At 29.2% G+C, this 18,647-nt stretch carries 15 protein-coding genes; 6 read left to right on the top strand and 9 right to left on the bottom strand.

Features of this window, described 5'->3' with window-relative positions:
- Window positions 1-172: 172 nt before the first annotated feature.
- Window positions 173-1,789 (bottom strand): phosphoenolpyruvate--protein phosphotransferase, encoded by a 1,617-nt coding sequence (gene ptsP, locus P8F83_RS15650; protein ID WP_326511849.1) that lies wholly within the window; start codon window positions 1,787-1,789, stop codon window positions 173-175.
- A 368-nt stretch (window positions 1,790-2,157) separates the two neighbouring features.
- On the opposite strand from ptsP, the gene P8F83_RS15655 reads away from it, so the two are divergent.
- A complete protein-coding gene (locus P8F83_RS15655) occupies window positions 2,158-4,161 on the top strand; it encodes a sigma 54-interacting transcriptional regulator (protein ID WP_326511850.1) in 2,004 nt (667 codons plus the stop codon).
- A 49-nt stretch (window positions 4,162-4,210) separates the two neighbouring features.
- On the opposite strand, the gene P8F83_RS15660 is transcribed toward P8F83_RS15655, so the two are convergent.
- On the bottom strand, window positions 4,211-4,795 hold the full coding sequence (locus P8F83_RS15660) for a DUF1836 domain-containing protein (RefSeq protein WP_326511851.1): 585 nt from the start codon (window positions 4,793-4,795) through the stop codon (window positions 4,211-4,213).
- 219 nt (window positions 4,796-5,014) lie between these two features.
- Here P8F83_RS15660 and trhA point away from each other — a divergent pair, with 219 nt between their 5' ends.
- The 3 genes from trhA to P8F83_RS15675 all read left to right on the top strand — a co-directional run bounded on the left by trhA (window position 5,015) and on the right by P8F83_RS15675 (window position 8,325).
- Complete coding sequence (trhA, locus tag P8F83_RS15665; protein ID WP_073021378.1) at window positions 5,015-5,662, top strand: PAQR family membrane homeostasis protein TrhA; 648 nt, start codon at window positions 5,015-5,017, stop codon at window positions 5,660-5,662.
- Between the two features lie 162 nt (window positions 5,663-5,824).
- Complete coding sequence (locus P8F83_RS15670) at window positions 5,825-7,084, top strand: hypothetical protein (protein WP_326514852.1); 1,260 nt, start codon at window positions 5,825-5,827, stop codon at window positions 7,082-7,084.
- Window positions 7,085-7,113: 29 nt separating this feature from the next.
- Window positions 7,114-8,325 carry an alanyl-tRNA editing protein gene (locus P8F83_RS15675; protein WP_326511852.1) on the top strand — a complete coding sequence of 404 codons (1,212 nt, stop codon included), beginning with the start codon at window positions 7,114-7,116 and terminating at the stop codon, window positions 8,323-8,325.
- A gap of 19 nt (window positions 8,326-8,344) precedes the next feature.
- Here P8F83_RS15675 and P8F83_RS15680 read toward each other — a convergent pair whose 3' ends face one another.
- From P8F83_RS15680 to P8F83_RS15695, 4 genes are all read right to left on the bottom strand, one after another.
- Window positions 8,345-9,385, bottom strand: a complete 1,041-nt coding sequence (locus P8F83_RS15680; RefSeq protein ID WP_315110381.1) for a ribonucleotide-diphosphate reductase subunit beta — start codon at window positions 9,383-9,385, stop codon at window positions 8,345-8,347.
- 9 nt (window positions 9,386-9,394) lie between these two features.
- Window positions 9,395-11,620, bottom strand: a complete 2,226-nt coding sequence (locus tag P8F83_RS15685) for a ribonucleoside-diphosphate reductase subunit alpha (RefSeq protein ID WP_326511853.1) — start codon at window positions 11,618-11,620, stop codon at window positions 9,395-9,397.
- Between the two features lie 265 nt (window positions 11,621-11,885).
- On the bottom strand, window positions 11,886-13,742 hold the full coding sequence (locus tag P8F83_RS15690; RefSeq protein ID WP_326511854.1) for a sensor histidine kinase: 1,857 nt from the start codon (window positions 13,740-13,742) through the stop codon (window positions 11,886-11,888).
- Entirely contained in the window at window positions 13,720-14,427 is a 708-nt protein-coding gene (locus tag P8F83_RS15695) for a response regulator transcription factor (RefSeq protein ID WP_286909965.1), read from the bottom strand. Before P8F83_RS15695 ends, P8F83_RS15690 begins: the two co-directional genes overlap by 23 nt.
- A 229-nt stretch (window positions 14,428-14,656) precedes the next feature.
- Between P8F83_RS15695 and P8F83_RS15700 the strand changes: the two genes are divergently transcribed.
- A complete protein-coding gene (locus tag P8F83_RS15700) occupies window positions 14,657-15,514 on the top strand; it encodes a YitT family protein (RefSeq protein WP_286909968.1) in 858 nt (285 codons plus the stop codon).
- A gap of 48 nt (window positions 15,515-15,562) precedes the next feature.
- On the opposite strand, the gene P8F83_RS15705 is transcribed toward P8F83_RS15700, so the two are convergent.
- Window positions 15,563-16,120, bottom strand: coding sequence for a Fe-S-containing hydro-lyase (locus P8F83_RS15705; protein ID WP_286909970.1), 558 nt, complete (start codon window positions 16,118-16,120; stop codon window positions 15,563-15,565).
- Between the two features lie 13 nt (window positions 16,121-16,133).
- On the bottom strand, window positions 16,134-16,976 hold the full coding sequence (locus P8F83_RS15710) for a fumarate hydratase (protein WP_286909972.1): 843 nt from the start codon (window positions 16,974-16,976) through the stop codon (window positions 16,134-16,136).
- A gap of 105 nt (window positions 16,977-17,081) precedes the next feature.
- Here P8F83_RS15710 and P8F83_RS15715 point away from each other — a divergent pair, with 105 nt between their 5' ends.
- Window positions 17,082-17,879 (top strand): hypothetical protein, encoded by a 798-nt coding sequence (locus tag P8F83_RS15715; protein ID WP_326511855.1) that lies wholly within the window; start codon window positions 17,082-17,084, stop codon window positions 17,877-17,879.
- A gap of 51 nt (window positions 17,880-17,930) precedes the next feature.
- Here the strand turns inward: P8F83_RS15715 and cwlD are convergent, their stop codons facing one another.
- On the bottom strand, window positions 17,931-18,599 hold the full coding sequence (cwlD, locus tag P8F83_RS15720; protein WP_326511856.1) for an N-acetylmuramoyl-L-alanine amidase CwlD: 669 nt from the start codon (window positions 18,597-18,599) through the stop codon (window positions 17,931-17,933).
- Window positions 18,600-18,647 lie beyond the last annotated feature (48 nt).

Below are 18,647 nucleotides of genomic sequence, written 5' to 3' on the forward strand. Positions count from 1 at the left end.
ATTCCACATAAATATTCCTATAAAAAAATATACGTTGCCTTCTATAGCAATTTTCATCTTTAAATGTCCGAACATTCGAACATTCGAATGTTCGGACATTTAAAGATAAAAAAAGAAGAAGTGATTTCTCACTTCTCCAATACGCATTTTGATTAAAGAGCTATCTATATATCTATTGCTCCATTATTAATTTTTTAGCATTTAGCATTGATGAAGCACTCATTGAGAACTCATCTAAGCCATATTCTACTAGTGTAGGTATAGCTGTTTCATCACCAGCCATTTCGCCACACATTCCTACCCACTTACCATGTTTGTGTGCACCATCTATTGTCATCTTTATTAATCTTAATACTGCTGGGTGCATTGGGTTATATAAGTATGATACTTTTTCACTCATTCTATCAGCAGCAAGTGTGTACTGAATTAAATCATTTGTTCCTATTGAGAAGAAGTCAACATGTTTTGCTAATTCATCAGCATAAACAGCTGCAGCTGGAATTTCAACCATGATACCCCATTGAATTTTATCTGAGTATTCTTTTCCTTCAGCTTTTAACTCAGCTTTACATTCTTCTACAGCTTCTCTTGCAGCCTCGAATTCTTCTAAGCCAGAAATCATTGGGAACATTACTGCAAGATTTCCATAGATAGAAGCTCTTAATAAAGCTCTTAATTGAACTTTAAATATTTCTTTTCTATCTAAACAAAGTCTTATTGCTCTATATCCTAAGAATGGATTCATTTCTTGTGGTAATGGTAGGTATGGAAGAGTTTTATCTCCACCGATATCTAAAGTTCTTATTACAACTTGCTTTCCTTCCATTTTTTCAAGAACATATTTATATGATTCATATTGTTCATCTTCAGTTGGAGCACTATCTCTATCCATATATAAGAACTCAGTTCTGAATAGACCTACTCCATCTCCACCGTTTGCTAATACCTGAAGAACATCTTCTGGCTTACCGATATTTCCACACACTTCAACTCTTTTACCAGCTTTAGTAACTGTTTTAACATCTACTAATTTTCTTAACTCTTCTTGTTCTTTTAAGAAGTTTTCTCTTTTAGCTTTATATTCTTCTATTGTAGCATTATCTGGATTTATGATAACATCTCCATTTATACCATCAACTATGATTGTATCTCCAGCTTTAACAGAAGTAGTTATATCACCTAATCCAACAACAGCAGGAATTTCTAAAGTTCTAGCCATTATCGCAGAGTGAGATGTTCTTCCTCCTATATTAGTTAAGAAAGCTATTACCTTACTTCTATCTAATTGAGCAGTATCTGAAGGTGTTAAGTCGTGTGCAACAACTATTGTATCTTCTTCAGTTATAGAGAATGCATCCCCGCCTTTTCCTGCAAGGTTAGCTATTATTCTGCTAGATACGTCTTTTATATCAGCTGCTCTTTCTCTCATGTATTCATCATCCATAGATTCGAATATCATTACAAATGTGTTAGTAACACCTTCTACAGCCTTCATAGCATTTAAGCTATTGTTTTCTATTTCCGCTTCCATTTGTCCACTGAATTCTGGATCGTCAAGAAGTGTTATATGAGCTTCAAATACAGCTGCTTTTTCTTCACCCATTTCTTTAGCAGCCTTTTCTTTTATTTTCTCTAATTGAGCTTTTGATGCGTCTAATGCTATATGTAATTTTTCTTTTTCACCTGCTATATCACTTACTTTTTCATCAGTTATAATTATTTCTTCATGTTCTTGTATATATGCTTTTCCTATAGAATAACCTTTAGAAGCTGCAATTCCTTTTTTCATACTAGAATTCCTCCTTATAAAAATAGCTATTAGCTTATATATTTCTCAATAAATCACCATATAAATAACAAGCAATTATAATGCCAAATATATTCTTTTCAATACAAACAATAATATTATAACACACTTTTTTAAATTTATATGAAATGTAAATGTTTTTATAGTAAATGTATATTCACACTTTTAACTTTATTTTACAATTTCTTAATATTTTGTTGAAAAAATTATCCTAAATTTAAATTTCCTTGATACTTTTTATCAAGAAAATACAAAACCCTTGCTATATTAAGGGTTTATGTTAAAATTATATTGTTGATATTTTTTATCAACCCTATTATTTTCGATAAATTTTATCAAGGAGTGGTCTTATGTATACAAAATCTATATCAATTTTAGACCCCAACGGACTTCATACAAGAATTGCAGCCATGATAGTTAATAAGGTAGATAAGCTAAAATCTAAATATAATGTTAATCTTTATATTCAAAAGCCACCTAAAACTGATTGGCTTGGAGTTTCCATGCTTGCTCTACTTTCTTTAAAGGTTCATTATAAAGAATCTATAAATATAGGAGTTAAAGAACATACTGAAGCTGCTACAGCTGCGCTAGATGAGCTTTATTCATATATACTAACTAAGGTTAATCTTAATTCCTCTATGATGGAACAAATTGATGTATTCATAGAAGAGAGTAAAATAGCTAACGAACAAATTTTAGACTCTATTCCAATAGGAATCGTTGTAATTGACTTAAACTCAAATATAACTTACATAAATGATTATGCTCTTAAGGTATTTGAAAAGGAACATGTTAAATCCATAGGTAAGTCTATTGAAAAGATAGTACATAATACTAAACTGCCTAATATAATAGCTAATCCTCAAAAGCAATTTGGGCAGATTCAGCATATAAACGGAAAGATTATCACTGTAAATCGCAGTCCTATTTTTAACAACTCCAAACTCATTGGTGCCTGTGGAGTTTTTCAAGATGTATCTGACATAGTCGGCATGAAGGAATTAAATGAAAAATTCAAAAAAATCCTTGAAAGTTCCCATGACCTAATTTGCTTTGTTGATGAGAATGGTTTTATTAATTATACTAATCCTGCTTATGTGAATTATTTAGGGGATAGTTCCAACTATTTAGGCAAAAGCATTTTTGATATATCCCAAGATGGATTGAGAGTTAAAGTTTTTAATACTAAAGAAAGAGTTGAAAATGTTGTCCATACAAAAAATAATATAGATATTATTTCTACAGTCACTCCTTTATTTATAGATGGAGAATTCAAAGGAGTTTTATCTACCTCTAAGGTAATTTCAGAGATGAAGGACTTAGTTAATAAACTAGAGTTATCTGAAGAACAACTTAAGTATTATAAAGAAGAGCTTTTAAAACACACTCTTAACTCAAAAGCTTTCAGCGGAATAATTGGAATAAGTTCCTCTTTAAAAGATATTTTATATATTTCTCAGAAAGCTTCTGAAAGTACTTCTACAGTTTTAATACGAGGTGATAGTGGAACAGGAAAAGAGCTTATAGCTAGTGCTATCCATCAAAATTCAAATAGAAACAATAAACCTTTTATAAAAGTGAATTGTGCTGCTATACCTGATAACTTGTTAGAAAGTGAATTGTTTGGTTTTGAGAAAGGTTCCTTTACAGGTGCAATTAAATCAAAACCTGGTAAGTTTACTATAGCTGACGGCGGAACTATTTTCTTAGATGAAATAGGCGATATGCCACTATCTATGCAGGTGAAGCTACTTAGAGTTCTTCAGGAAAGAGAAGTTGAAAGCATAGGTGGAATTACACCACAAAAGATAGATGTTAGAGTTATTGCTGCAACCCACAGAGATTTAGAAGAAATGATTAAAAACGGAGAGTTTAGAGAGGATTTATATTATAGGCTTAATGTCCTATGTATTCAACTTCCTCCTCTAAGAGATAGAAAAGAAGATATTCCTGATTTAGTAGAGTTTTTTATACACAAAATGAACTCTCGATTAAATAAAAATATAAAAGGAATAACTAAAGAAGCTTTAAATCATCTTATAAATTACTCTTGGCCCGGTAATATACGTGAGTTAGAGAATATAATTGAAAGAGCTATTAACCTATCTTCAAGAGACATAATAACTCCAAGAGATCTCCCCTACTATTTTAGAGAAGATGGAAAACATAAAGAAAGCCTCTTACCGCTTGATCAAGATGAACTTCTAACTTTTGAAGAGTACGAAAAGATAATTATAGAAAAGGCCATGAAAGTCTATGGTAGCTATAATAAGGCTGGTAAAGCCTTAGGTTTAACTCATAGAACCATATCTTTGAAGTGTAAAAAATACGGAATTGAAGTTAATAAATAGGATACAAGAGGCTACATAAGCGAGTTTTAAGCGCAAATGTAACCTCCTTTTATTTATCTGAACTATTTATATCATCAACTACCTTCTCTGCAAGCCTTCTATAAAAGTTACTCATATTAACTAGTGAGCTTAATAAAACTAATTTCCTATTAAATCCATCTAATATACCCTTTTCAATTTTAAGTTTATCTTCTATGTATTTTAACCTATCTGCGGCACTCTCTTTAAAAAGATTTACATCTTCTCCATATACTTCAGTATAATCTCTATATAAACTTCTTATGTCATACTCTTCATTATTATTTAAAGTTGAAACTATTGGAGTTAAAACTTTTTTTATATCACTTATAGATAAAGAACCCTTTAATTCATATATAAGAGATATAAGTATCAGATGTTCTTTAGAATATTTTTTGTTTTTTATGGGCATAAATATTTTATCTTTTGCATAGTTGTTAATCATAGTTTTGGTTAAAACTTTATCTTCTTCAGTCCTTAAAGTTTTATTGTATTTATTTTCGAATAACTGAATTACTTGATCCATATATAAATCTAGCTCTGGTATTTCATCTAATTCAATAATTTCATCTAAATACAAATTATCTATCAATTTATCTAATTCATTTTTATCCATGTAAACCTCCAAGGGGTAGTTTTATTTACTACATTCTATTATATTTATATCATATACTTTATAAATTATCGACATTAATTGTAATTTAATATTACTGTAAGAAAATTTTTTAATAAATATGGTAATATATTATTGACATATGGATATAATACCATCATAATATAATCAAGATACAACGTAGTTATAGTAACTACATGTTGTCACTAGGAGGTTTTAATCATGAATAAATATATTAGAGAACCTATAAATGGATTAACTCATTTATTTGGTGCTATTGCTTCACTTGTTGGATTAATTGCTATGATAGTTAAAATAGCATTTTCCTCAGCCACACCTTTAAATATTACTGCAGTAATAATATTTGGTATTAGCATGATACTTCTTTACTCTGCTTCTGCTACTTATCACATGGTTATTGCTTCTGACAAAGTAATAAGCTTTTTAAGAAAACTTGACCATTCAATGATTTTTGTACTTATTGCTGGTTCCTATACCCCTATCTGCTTAATAGCTCTAAATGGAGTTACAGGATGGGTATTATTTTCAATCATAATGACAATAGCTGTTCTTGGAATATCCTTTAAAATGATTTGGTTCAATTGTCCTAGATGGCTTTCAACCTTAATATATATACTTATGGGATGGATAGCTGTATTTGCTATAGTTCCTTTATATTCTGCCATATCTCTTAATGGGGTTTTGCTTTTAGTATTAGGTGGAATTTTATACACAGTTGGTGGTGTGATTTATGCAGTTAAACCAAAATTCCTAACTTTTAAACACTTAGGTTTTCATGAGATATTCCACATCTTCATATTATTAGGTACATTATCTCATTATTTTTGTATATTTAAATATGTTTTATAGTAAGCTTTTATATCTGGAGGTAGAGATTCATTCCTACTCCAGATTTTTTTATTTCAGAAAAATTTAAGATATCCTTATGAAAAGTTTTATATACTAACGGTCTTAATATGCCTTCCATTATGATAAAATAGTATTAATTACTTTGGAGGATATTTGAACTTTATGACTTATTTTATTAATATAGATTTTTTAAATTCTCTTTATAGAGAACTTTGGTGGAATTCCAGTACTGAGTTAAACTTCAATTTAACTTCTACTGATTACTGGAATAAGATACAAAAAGAAAAACTTTTTAACTCACAAATTGATATATTTTTAAAACATATCAATCAATTTCCCGAAGATATCAATAAACGATTGGAGTGGAAAGAAGATTTTTATAAACTTATTGATTCTACAATTTATGAAAATGAAATGTTCAGTCTAGGTACTTTAGATAAAACAATGAAAGAAGAGTTTATAATCAGTACTAAATTATTTATCAAAAAGTGTAAAAATTTAGATTCTTCCTTATCTTTTGAAGATATAGGGCAAGCTTTACGAAACGTATGGATAGTTAACATTTTTCAAAAAATTTTAAATCTCCCAATGAAATTAACTGATGCTATTTCAGGCTACAGCCTTCTTTATCCTTACACCGATAATTTTTTAGATGATACTACTGTTGATTTAACCACAAAAAAAACTTTCAACTTGAATTTTTCTAAAAGGTTAAAAGGAGAACCTGTAATTTCAAAAAATCCCAATGAAGATATTATTTTTGACTTAGTTTCGCATATAGAATCGGTATTTAATCGCGAATCTTATCCACTTGTATATGAGAGTCTTCTACTAATTCACAATGCACAAGAAAAAAGTCTGCTTCAACAAGATGCAATTACCCTTCCATATGAAAGTGATATACTTGGTATATCCATTGAAAAAGGAGGCACTTCTGTTTTAGCAGATGCTTATCTAATAGATGGTTCACTTACTAAAGAAGAAGAAATTTTCTCCTATGGCTATGGCTTTTTCCTTCAACTCTGTGATGATCTTCAAGATATAAAAAAAGATTTAGAGAATAATCATATGACGATAATGTCTCAACTAGCCGGTAAATACCCTTTAGACTCAATTACTAATAAGCTGATTAATTTAGTATACTATGTACTTGATACAGCTGATTGTTTTAAGTATTCTAAATCTAATGAGTTAAAAAAACTCATTAAGGATAATTGCATTCAAATGATATTGTTTGCTATTGTAGATAACAGAGAATATTATTCCAAAGAATATATAAATACTATCGAAAAATACTTACCTTTTAGACTTTCTTATATTAAAAATATAAAAAGTAAACTAAGTAAAAAATTTAAAACCCTTAATTCCTCTTACTACGGTCTGTCTTTAGAAGAAGTGTTTTTGTTTTTACTAGAGGATTAATTCTTATTCAAATTAAAAGGAGCTATTAAATGGAAAAACTTTATTACTATAATCAATATGAAAAAACTTTTACTGCTGAAGTACTCGAAGTAATAGAAAAAAATAATGAATTTCATATAAAACTTGATAAGACCTACTTTTATCCAGAAGGAGGTGGAGCTCCTTCTGATACTGGTTATATAGAAGCTTCTCCTATAACTTATGTTTACGAGGAGAATGATAATATATATCATGTAAGTTCAATAAAGCCAATTAAAATCCACAGAGTTAAGTGCTCTATACATTGGAAAAGACGATTTGATATTATGCAGCAGCATCTAGGACAACATATTCTTTCTGCTTCTTTTTCTAAGCTTTTTAATGCTTCTACTATTGGTTTTCATTTAGGAGAATCTATCTGCACTATAGATATTGATAAGTTTCTTACTAAAGAGCAGATTGATGAAGCTGAAAATTTATCTATTGGCTTAATATTAGATAATATAACTGTAGAATTTCTCTATCCTACTAAATCAGAGCTTAAAAAAATGCCTATAAAGAAAATTTCACCTAAAATAAATGAGCAAATACGTGTAGTTAAAATTGGAGACATTGATTTTAATCCTTGCTGTGGATTACATCCCAAATCCACTATAGAAGTCCAATTGATTAAAATCCTCAAATGGGAAAAATATAAAAATTCCACTAGAATACACTTTTTATGCGGAGAAAGAGCAATAAAAGAAAGTCTTCAAAAATACATATTTTCTACTGAAATATGCTCTTTGCTAAAATGTAGTGAAGCCGAAGCTATAGATCAAATTCAAAAACAAAGAGACGAGTTAAACAAAATACTATCAGAAAATAGACTTCTTAAAGATAATATCTCTAATTACGAAATTAAAGATATTTTAGAAGAAAGTGAAAAAATATCTGGTATCACTGTGGTTAAGAAAACTTATTCCAGCGAAAGTTTGAAATATATTAACACCCTAGCTACCAAATTAACTACTTTTAATGATGTAATTGCTCTTTTTGCTGTAAAGGATGAAGACAAGGCTAATCTTATATTCTCTTGCTCTAAAAATATTAACTTTATAAATATGAATTTGCTTCTTAAAGATGCTATCAGCCTTATCGATGGAAAAGGTGGCGGAAGTACTTTTTCTGCCCAAGGTGGAGGTAAAAATACAAACAATCTCAATTCTACCTTAGATTATGCTTTCATGAAAATTAAAAATACTCTTAATGAAAATAAGTAGGATTTCTCCTACTTATTTTTTATAAATCATCTATTAATGCTCCAGCTTTTGCATAAGCTGTTGATTTCGCTTCAAAGAAATCTGTTTTAACTTGATTAGCATCTGCATAAAAATCAACCCATTGAGCTGGATTATCTTCATATCCCTCATATAGCGGTTCAAAGCCTAATGACCATGCTCTTAAGTTTCCTAGATACTTTATATAGTCTTCTATCATTTGCTTGTTTATACCTGCTATATTATCCCCTATAACATAGTGACCCCAAGCTATTTCATTTTCAACACCTGTTTTAATCATTCCTCTGAGTTCTTCCACTATTTCAGGAGTGAACATTTGAGGTTGCTCTTGTTGAAGCTCTTTTATTATGCTTCTAAATAGCCATAAATGTGTATTTTCATCTCTATTTATATATCTTATCTCTTGAGCCGAACCTGGCATCTTACCATTTCTCTCTAGATTATAGAAGAACATAAATCCTGAATAGAAGTAGACACCCTCTAATATATAGTTAGCCATTATTGCTCTTATAAAGTTTCTTTCAGTAGGAGATTCTACAAAATCGTTATATAAATCTCCTATGAATTTATTTCTTTCTAAAAGAATCTTATCATCTTTCCATTGGTATAATATTTCATTTCTTTTCTCTGGAGAGCATATGGAATCTAACATATATGAATAACTTTGAGAATGGACAGCTTCTTGGAATGCTTGAATAGTTAAGCATAAATTTACTTCTGAAGCAGTTATAAAGTTGTTTATATTCCCTAAATTAGCTGTTTGTATTGAATCTAAGAATATTAAGAAAGATAATATCTTATCATAAGCTACTCTTTCTTTCTCTGTAAGAACTTTATAGTCCTTTAAATCTTGAGATAAATTTATCTCTTCTGGTATCCAGAAGTTATTCATAGCCTGCCTATACCAGTCTGAGGCCCAATTATATTTCATATTATTAAAGTCATTTAAATTTGTAGTATTTCCATTTATCATTTGTTTTTTAGATGTGTCTATATCACCATTTTCATTAAATAATGGCTTTTTATTAATTAAATTACTCATTTTACCCTCCTAAGCTGAACAACTTTCACAATCTTCAACTGTTAATGATTTTGATCTTACATAGTAGATACTTTTTACTCCATACTTACATGCATCTATATACAAATTCATTATTTGTCTCATAGTGTAGTTTGTAGTTATATATAAATTAAATGATTGACCTTGATCTATATGTCTTTGTCTCACACCATTCATTTTTACGCTCCAAGCCTGATCTATATTATAAGCAGATATATAATACCAATAATTATCCATAGAAAGATTCGGTGCTGTTTTAGGAGTTATGCTTCCCTTCTTTTCTTCTAACCAGAACCTAGCCATAACTGGATCAACACCCTCTGAAGTTCCTGCTATAGTTGCTGTAGATCCGTTTGGTGCTACTGCAATTAAATACCCATTTCTCATACCTTGGAGTTTTACTTCCTCTTTTAGCTCTTCCCATCTTGGTGAGTTATACTCTCTCAGTTCAAAATAATTTCCATTATCCCAATCTGAACCTTTAAAATACTCATAGTAACCTTTTTCTTTAGCTATGTTCATACTTGCTTTTATAGAGAAGTAGTTGATATTTTCATAAACTTTATCTGCAAAAGCTTCATGTTCATCTGATGTCCATCCAATTTTATTGTTTGCTAACATGTGGTGGTAACCAGATGTTCCAAGTCCTATAGCTCTATATCTTTTATTAGTTACTTCTGCAAAAGGCACGGAATAATAATTTAAATCTATAACATTATCCATAGCTCTTATCTGAGTTTCTACTACATATTCAAGTTCCTCCTCATTTAGTACTTCTATATTACCTAATACAAGAGATGATAGATTACATACAACAAAATCTCCTGACTTTGTTTTCTCTATTATTATTTTATCACCATTCTCATCTACTATTTCTTCTTTATATATTTCCATTGGGCTCATATTTTGCATTATTTCCGTGCATAAATTAGATGAATAAATCATTCCCTTATGTTTATTAGGGTTCATTTTATTTACAGTATCTCTATAAAAAGCAAAAGGTGTTCCTGTTTCTGCTGCTGACTTTATTATGAGTCTTACTATATCTTTAACAATCATCGCTCTTTTTTCTATTCTTTCATCTTCTACACACTCATAATACTTCTTTTCCCACTCTTCACCATAGAAATCTTCAAGCGAGTATCCCTTAATACTTCTAATTTCATGAGGACACATCATATACCAATTTGCATCTATATTAGTTTCTGCAAGTTTCCAAAATAAATCTGGATAACAAATTCCAGGGAATACATCATGAGCTTTTTTTCGATCATCTCCATTGTTAGTTCTTATTTGAAGAAATTCCGGCATATCTTTATGCCACGCATCTAACCAAATAGCTACACTACCATTTCTTACACCTAATTGGTCCACAGCCACAGCTGTATCGTTAAATAGCTTTACCCATGGAATAACTCCTCCTGAAGCTCCTTTAAAGCCTCTTATAGGTGATCCTAGTGCTCTTATCTTTCCTATATATATACCCATTCCACCGCCAAACTTTGAAACTTTAGCAAAGTTATCTATTGACTTATAAATTCCATTCAATGAATCATCTACTGTGTCTATAAAACAGGAGCTTAATTGATAGAAAGGCTTTCTAGCATTAGACATTGTAGGTGTTGCCATAGTAGCTTTTAGTGAACTTAAAACATCATATATTCTTTTAGCCCAATATAATCTATTTTCCTTTTTTTCTGGTATAGCTAAATGCATTGCTATTCCCATAAACATCTGCTGTGGTAACTCTAGAGTTTTTCTATTGAAGTCTTGAATTAGATATCTTTTATCTAAAAGGTTTATTCCACTATAAGTAAATAGAAAATCTCTCTCAGGTTTTATCTCTTTTTCTAATTCTTGTACTTCATCCTTTGTATAGTTATCTAATATGTATTTTCCATAAAGACCTTTATCTGTCAATGTTTCAATAAACCCATATAAATCTTCATAAGGGTTTTCTTCTTCTAATCCTCTGTTTTCCTTTACTTTATTATATAATAAATGTATATATAATCTAGCAGCACCCACTTGCCACTGAGGCTCTTCCCCTGAAGTTAATTCAAGTAGTATCTGCATTACACTTTTTGTTAATTCAGTCTCCTTCATATATGGAGTTATTATTCTATTTAAAGAGTTTTTTAATTTCTCCTCATTATATATCTCTTTTTCACTCCCTATCGCTTCTAATGCCATTTCACATAAAGCTTTCAAATCCATAACGCTCTTCCCCTCTTCACTATATATTGTGGTCATTCATTGCATACTTTTTATTTATGCACAATATATTGACTTGTTAATTATAATGGTAATTTGTAGATTTGTAAATTTCAATAATCCTAGTTTGTATTTAAAATTCTATAGTTATCTCTTATTTTCTTATTATTTCCTTGTAATTGATATTTTTTATTTTTTAAAACAAGAACTTAGATAATATAATTTATCGACAAAAAAAGCAGGGAGCTAACTACTCCCTGCCTTAAGTTTACTTTTTTAACATAACATAAGTTTTAAACATATCTCCTTCAACTTCTAATTTTAAGTCACCCTCATGCATCTCCACTATACTCCTAGCTATAGCTAGCCCTAGTCCAGAACCTTCAACATTAGAGTTTCTAGATCTATCTCCTCTTACAAACCTCTCCATCATATCTTCTGGCTTAAAGTTCATCTCATAAGAGGAGATATTTTTAGTACTTATTGTTACCCAATTACCATCATCAAAAATATCTATATAAATTCTTGTGTTTGCTAAAGAATACTTTATTGCATTTACAATTAAGTTATCAAAAACTCTGACCATTTTATCCGGATCAATCTGTATAAAAACACTTTCGCTATAAGATATTACTCTAGTTGTTAATCCTTTTTCTTTAAGTTTATCTTCCTGTTCACCTATTACCATATGAACTAATTGAACTATATCTACTTCATATTTATCTAAATTAATCTTTCCTGAATTAAATTTAGACATCTCAAATAAATCTTCTATTAGTCCCTGTAATCTTTGAGACTTAGTTCCAAGTATCTTTAAATATTGTTTTCTTTCCTCATATGTTATGTCATCTCTATCTAGTATATTTACGTAATTTATTATCGAAGTGAGAGGTGTTTTTAAATCATGAGAAACATTAGATATAAGTTCTGTTTTTAATTGTTCATTCTTTATTCTTTCTTCAGCAATTATTTTATACTCTTCCTGAATATATTTAATTCCCTCTACTATTTCATTCATCTCTCTTTTATCTGTATATGTTAATTTTATATTCATGTTCCCATTTTTAAATTCTCTAACTATATCAAGCAATTCATACACGAATATATAATTTCTAAGAATGCAGAATATAAAATACCCTATGTAGAAAAGAATTGATGAGAAATTAATAATGTCCACAAGTTTATTAGTCATGATTAAACTATCTATATATCTATTAGTAAATAAGTTTATAACACTATCTATAAAAGTGAAAAACTTAGACGCTTCTAATACTCCAATTGCTATATTAAATATAATAATAGAAATTGTGAATTTAACTATTCTTTTATTTATATTTCTTAAAAATCTTTTTGGAGTTTCCTTTAAATAATACATAGTTTCTCCAAATTTACTTTTATAAATCCCTTCAATTATAAACCTATTCCCCTTGCGTTTTATCAACTCTTCATACTTTATTATTATTAATATTACTAAAGACAAGTTTAAAATATAGGTTATAAATAACATCCGGCTTTTTATTATGAAATTTTCATAGTAATCTGCTTTAATAAAATAATATTCAGTTATATTCTCTATGTTTTTTTTAACCTCTGGAGTTAACATATTTTGATCCATGCTATTAACTTCATTGAAGTTCTTTTTATTATCTACGCTATACCATATTACGCCTTGAGACTGATGCAAATTTTCAAAAAGTGTATTTATATCTGCTCCTCCATCAATTTGCTCAGCTAACCAACTCCTATTTGTTATATAATAGTACTTTCCATTCTCATCTTTTTTATCTTTTATTATGTATAAATATCCAATAAAAAATCCATCTCCTATAATATTGCTATTACTAAGATTTCTATTATCTTTTATAAATTTTTCTCCCATATTCATAATATTTGACTGGGTTTGAATATTATGAATTAAAACCTTACTTTCCTTTTTCAGTCTATTCTTTCTATAGTTATCTGGACTAATAATTGCGTCCATAGCAAATACACCTTTAGATGCCTGTTCTACAAATATTCCCAAAGCATTAAAAGTTAATATTACTATACATATACATATAACAAAATCTATTATATAGACGTTATCTTTCCACCTAATATATCTATTTTTGAATTTTGTACCCAATACCCCACACCACCTTTAGATACTCAGGCTCTTTTGGATTTATCTCAATTTTTTCTCTTATTCTTCTCACGTGCACGGTAACTGTATTTTCACTATTATAAAAAGGCTCATCCCAAACTCTTTCGTATATCTCCTGTATAGAAAAAATTCTACCTGGATTAGAAGCTAATAATAACAGAATTTTGTACTCCGTAGCAGTAACTTTTATTTCCTTGCCTCTTACCGTAATACTTTTTATCTCTTTATTAATAACAAGATCCCTTATAACTAAAATTTCACCTTCTATTTCTTTTTCTCTTTGTTTAGCTATAATCGGATTATCATATCTTCTTAATTGGGACTTAACTCTAGCTACTAGCTCTAAATGATTAAATGGTTTAGTTACATAATCATCTGCTCCCAAGTTAAGACCAAGTACCTTATCGGAATCTTCTCCTTTAGCAGATAGCATTATTATAGGTACATTACTTTTCTCTCTTATTTTTAAACATGTTCTCATTCCATCTAACTTAGGCATCATTATGTCTAGGATAACTAAATGAGGTTTCTCTACATTAAATACTTCTAATGCTTCTATCCCATCTTCTGCTTTTAATATGATATGATTTTCTCCTCTTAAATATATCTCAACTGCATCTCTAATTTCTTTTTCGTCATCAACTACTAATATTTTATATTTTTCCATTACTCTCATCCCCCTATCTTATATATTAATAAAAATTTCATAAATATTTTGCAAGTTTTTATTAAAAATTTCTTAAAATATGCAAGTAAAGTTTTATAGATAATCTGCGCATAATTTAATTATATCAAATTATTTGGATATAACGGTATTTTTCATCACAAATCGTATTTGTTTATTTTATGTTTTATTACTATAATAAATCTGAATATTTCACTTACAGGAGAATCTTATGGACTTTTTAAATGATAGAAAAACTCTTTTCTTAGACATTATACTTATTTTTATAGGTTGCATTATTGCATCCATAGGCATTAATATGTTTTTAGCCCAAGCTAAGCTTTTAAGTGGGGGAGCTACAGGTCTAGCTTTAATCCTTCAATATCTAACTGGTTTTAAAGCTGGTTACTCAGTATTTCTAATTAACTTTCCACTTTTTATCATTAGTTATATTAAGTTAAGTCGTCAATTTACATTTTACTCAGCAATAGGAATGCTTTCATTATCTATCGCTTTATTATTAACTGAAAAACTTCCTATATACGTTAACGTTGATGATATTTTAGTTTATTGTATATATGGCGGGGTGTTATGTGGACTTGGATATAGTATTGTATTTGCTAGAAATGGATCAACAGGTGGTATGGATATAATTACTATGCTTGTTAGAAAAAACTTTAACAATTTTGATATAGGTAAACTTGGTTTTTCTCTAAATATGATAATAGTTGTTATTGGAGCTATATTCTTTGGCCTCCCAAGAGCCCTATATACTGTTATATCCATTTACATACAAAGTTTAATATTAGACAAGGTTCTTAAAGGTTTTGGGTCTAAAAAGCTTTTAATGATTCTAACTGAAAAGGAAGAGGATATAATTAAATTTATTATTAAGGATGTTCATAGAGGTGTAACTTCCCTTCCAGCTGAAGGTGAATATACTCATAGTAAGAAAAAAATGATTTACTGTATAGTTACACTTTCACAATTAATCTACCTTAAAAATAGTATAATGCTTATGGACCCTAAAGCATTTATAACTATAATAGATGTTTCTGAAGTTAGGGGAAAAGGATTTAATAATATATAGTTTAATGAGGATGTCACTATAATTATAGTAACATCCTCATTTTATATTTTACTTAATGGTTTCTAAATATTCTTTTTGTCCTATTTGGTATAAATTATTTCCATGAGAATCTATCACTACTACTAAAGGCATATCCTCCACCCAAAGTTTTCTAATAGCTTCTGCACCTAAATCTTCATAGGCTATCAACTCTGACTTCTTGATACACTTAGCCATTAATGCAGCTGCACCACCAATAGCGCCAAAATATATGCATCTATTTTTAATCATCGAATCTATTACTTCTTTTCCTCTTAATCCTTTACCAATCATTCCTTTTAGTCCTAGATCTAAAAGCTTCGGTGTATAAGAATCCATTCTATAACTAGTAGTAGGTCCTGCTGATCCAATTACTTCACCAGGTTTAGGCGGCGTTGGACCAACATAGTATATTATTGCATCTTGTAGTTCTAACGGAAGCTTTTCATTTTTATCAACAAGTTCAACTAATCTTTTATGTGCGGCATCTCTTGCAGTAAATATTTCTCCTGATAGTAACACAATATCTCCTGCATTTAAATCTCTTACTTTATCTATTGTTAATGGTGTTTCTATTTTCTTATTCATCTCAGTTATCCCCCTATAGAATTATCTCTGCATGCCTAGTAGCATGACAACTTATATTAACTGCTACTGGAAGTCCTGCTATATGAGTAGGATAAGTCTCTATATTCACTCCCAAAGCAGTTGTTTTACCTCCAAATCCTTGAGGCCCTATTCCTAGCTTATTTATTTTACTAATTAATTCATCCTCTAAATCACTATAATAGGTATCCTTATTTCTCTCTTCAATGCTTCTTAAAAGAGCTTTTTTAGATAATTCTGCTGCTTTTTCAAAAGTCCCGCCTATTCCTACACCTACAATTATAGGAGGACATGGATTTGGACCTGCAATTTTAACCGTTTCTAGCACAAATTCCTTTACTCCTTCAACACCATCTGACGGTTTTAACATCTTTATTCTACTCATATTTTCTGATCCAAACCCCTTAGGTGCTATTGTTATCTTTAATTCTTCTCCCTCTACTACATCTATATGTATAACAGCTGGAGTATTATCCCCAGTATTTACTCTTGTTAATGGATCTTTCACTACAGATTTTCTTAAATATCCTTCACTATAGCCTTGGCGGACTCCTTCATTGATTGCCTCCTTCAAACCCCCACCAACTATATGAATATCTTGACCTAATTCAACAAATATTACTGCCATTCCCGTGTCCTGACACATTGGCATGTTTTCTTTACTCGCTATATCCGAATTAATTATAATTTTATCCAACATTTGTTTTGCTATAGGAAACGTTTCTTCTTCCCTGCTTTTTTTTAGTTTTTTTGATATGTCTTTACTTAAATAATAATTAGATTCTATACATATTTTTTTTACTCCATTAATTATCTCATTTGTATTTATTTCTTTCATATTTTCCTCCCCAAATAAATTCTATCTAAATTTAATTTATATTATGGAATATTACTTAATAATGTTAATTATAATTTAAAGAAAGATATTTCGAAAGGATTAAGTATGAAAAAAAATGATAGTGATAAACTTTTTGCTTTAATTGTTTATATATTAATGGGTTTTCTCATAATTTTTGTAAGCTATAATTCATATATACATCTATTAAAAAAAGATGTTAAAGATCAAACTACTCAACCACCTAATTCTATAAATGTTTCTCCTATAACAGGTGAAGTTATTCAAGATGTTAATACATCGTATAATTTATTAAAAGTTTGCTATAATAGTTCAAATATAACAGAGCTATATGGAATTAATAAAGCAGATATTGTTATAGAAACATATAACGCTGTATCTAATACTTTAAGTTATGACGGTATATTCTACAATAAACATATACCTATTCAGGAATCTATTGAGAATATTTCTACTATATCTCTAGATACTTTACCTTATATTGATTTTATTGATCCTCCTGATTTAGATTCACATGAATTTAATGAAAATATTGATACAATTTTTATACCCTTTAGTGATTCTATAAGTACAAGTTTTATTTTTCAAAAAGGTCAATATTATCATTTTTCTAAAAATGTAAAAGACGTTCATAAAACTTCTAACACACCGTTAGCTTTTACCAATATACTTATAGAATTTACTTCCTCATCTAATGACAGTATTAATCAAGGATTACTTTTTTCTGGTGGAAAACTACAACGTCTTAATATAGAAGGAAATAATATAAAAATGATAAATAATTCTAAAGAAATTAATCTCTCTCTATTAAGAGGTAATACTATATGGATAAAATGTTCTGATAAGATAAAAATAATCACTGCTAATGCTAATATTGAAAGCTAAAAAAAGACCTAGTTCTACATAGGTCTTTTAAATTTCCCAGGAAATTATTATTTATTCTTTGTAATATGATTTTATTCCTTTAACCAGTGCACTAACTATTTTATCTTGATATTTTTCATCTTTTAATAGCTCAGATTCCGTCGGATTTGACAAAAATCCACATTCAACTATTACACTCGCTCCATCAAATCCATCTCTTAATATTCTATAATCATCTTTAGAATCTTTAGCCACTCTATTATTATTTTGTTCTAGTTTTTCTTTTAATGAAGCTTGTAGTAATTCCGCTAACCTTTTGCTATTTTCATTTGAAGCGTACCAAACTTGTGCTCCGTTTATTGCACTCTGCACATACATATTCTGATGTATACTTATAAAAATATCGCAATTTGTTTCTTTTTTCATTTCACATCTCTTTTTTAAATCTTGAACTTTTTTTTGTTTTACCTTTAAGTTCTCATCATATAATCCTTTGTCTTCTTCTCTAGTAATAAACACTTTAAATCCTTCATCCTCTAGAGCCTTTTTCAATTTAAGGCTTATAGCTAAATTAATCTCTTTTTCTAAAGTACCATCTTTTGCATGGCCTCCACCATCTATACCTCCATGACCAGGATCTATAAGTATTATCCTTTCCTTAGTCTCCTCCGCTTTAGCTATTGTAGGATTTAATATTAAACTTGCTACTAGCAAAAAAGATGCAACATATCTTTTAAACATTTTATAATCCTCCATCTTTAATAATCTACTATGTAGCTTTCTCATTTT

The organism is Clostridium intestinale (genome assembly GCF_035905475.1).
Classification (GTDB): Bacteria; Bacillota; Clostridia; order Clostridiales; family Clostridiaceae; genus Clostridium_T; species Clostridium_T intestinale.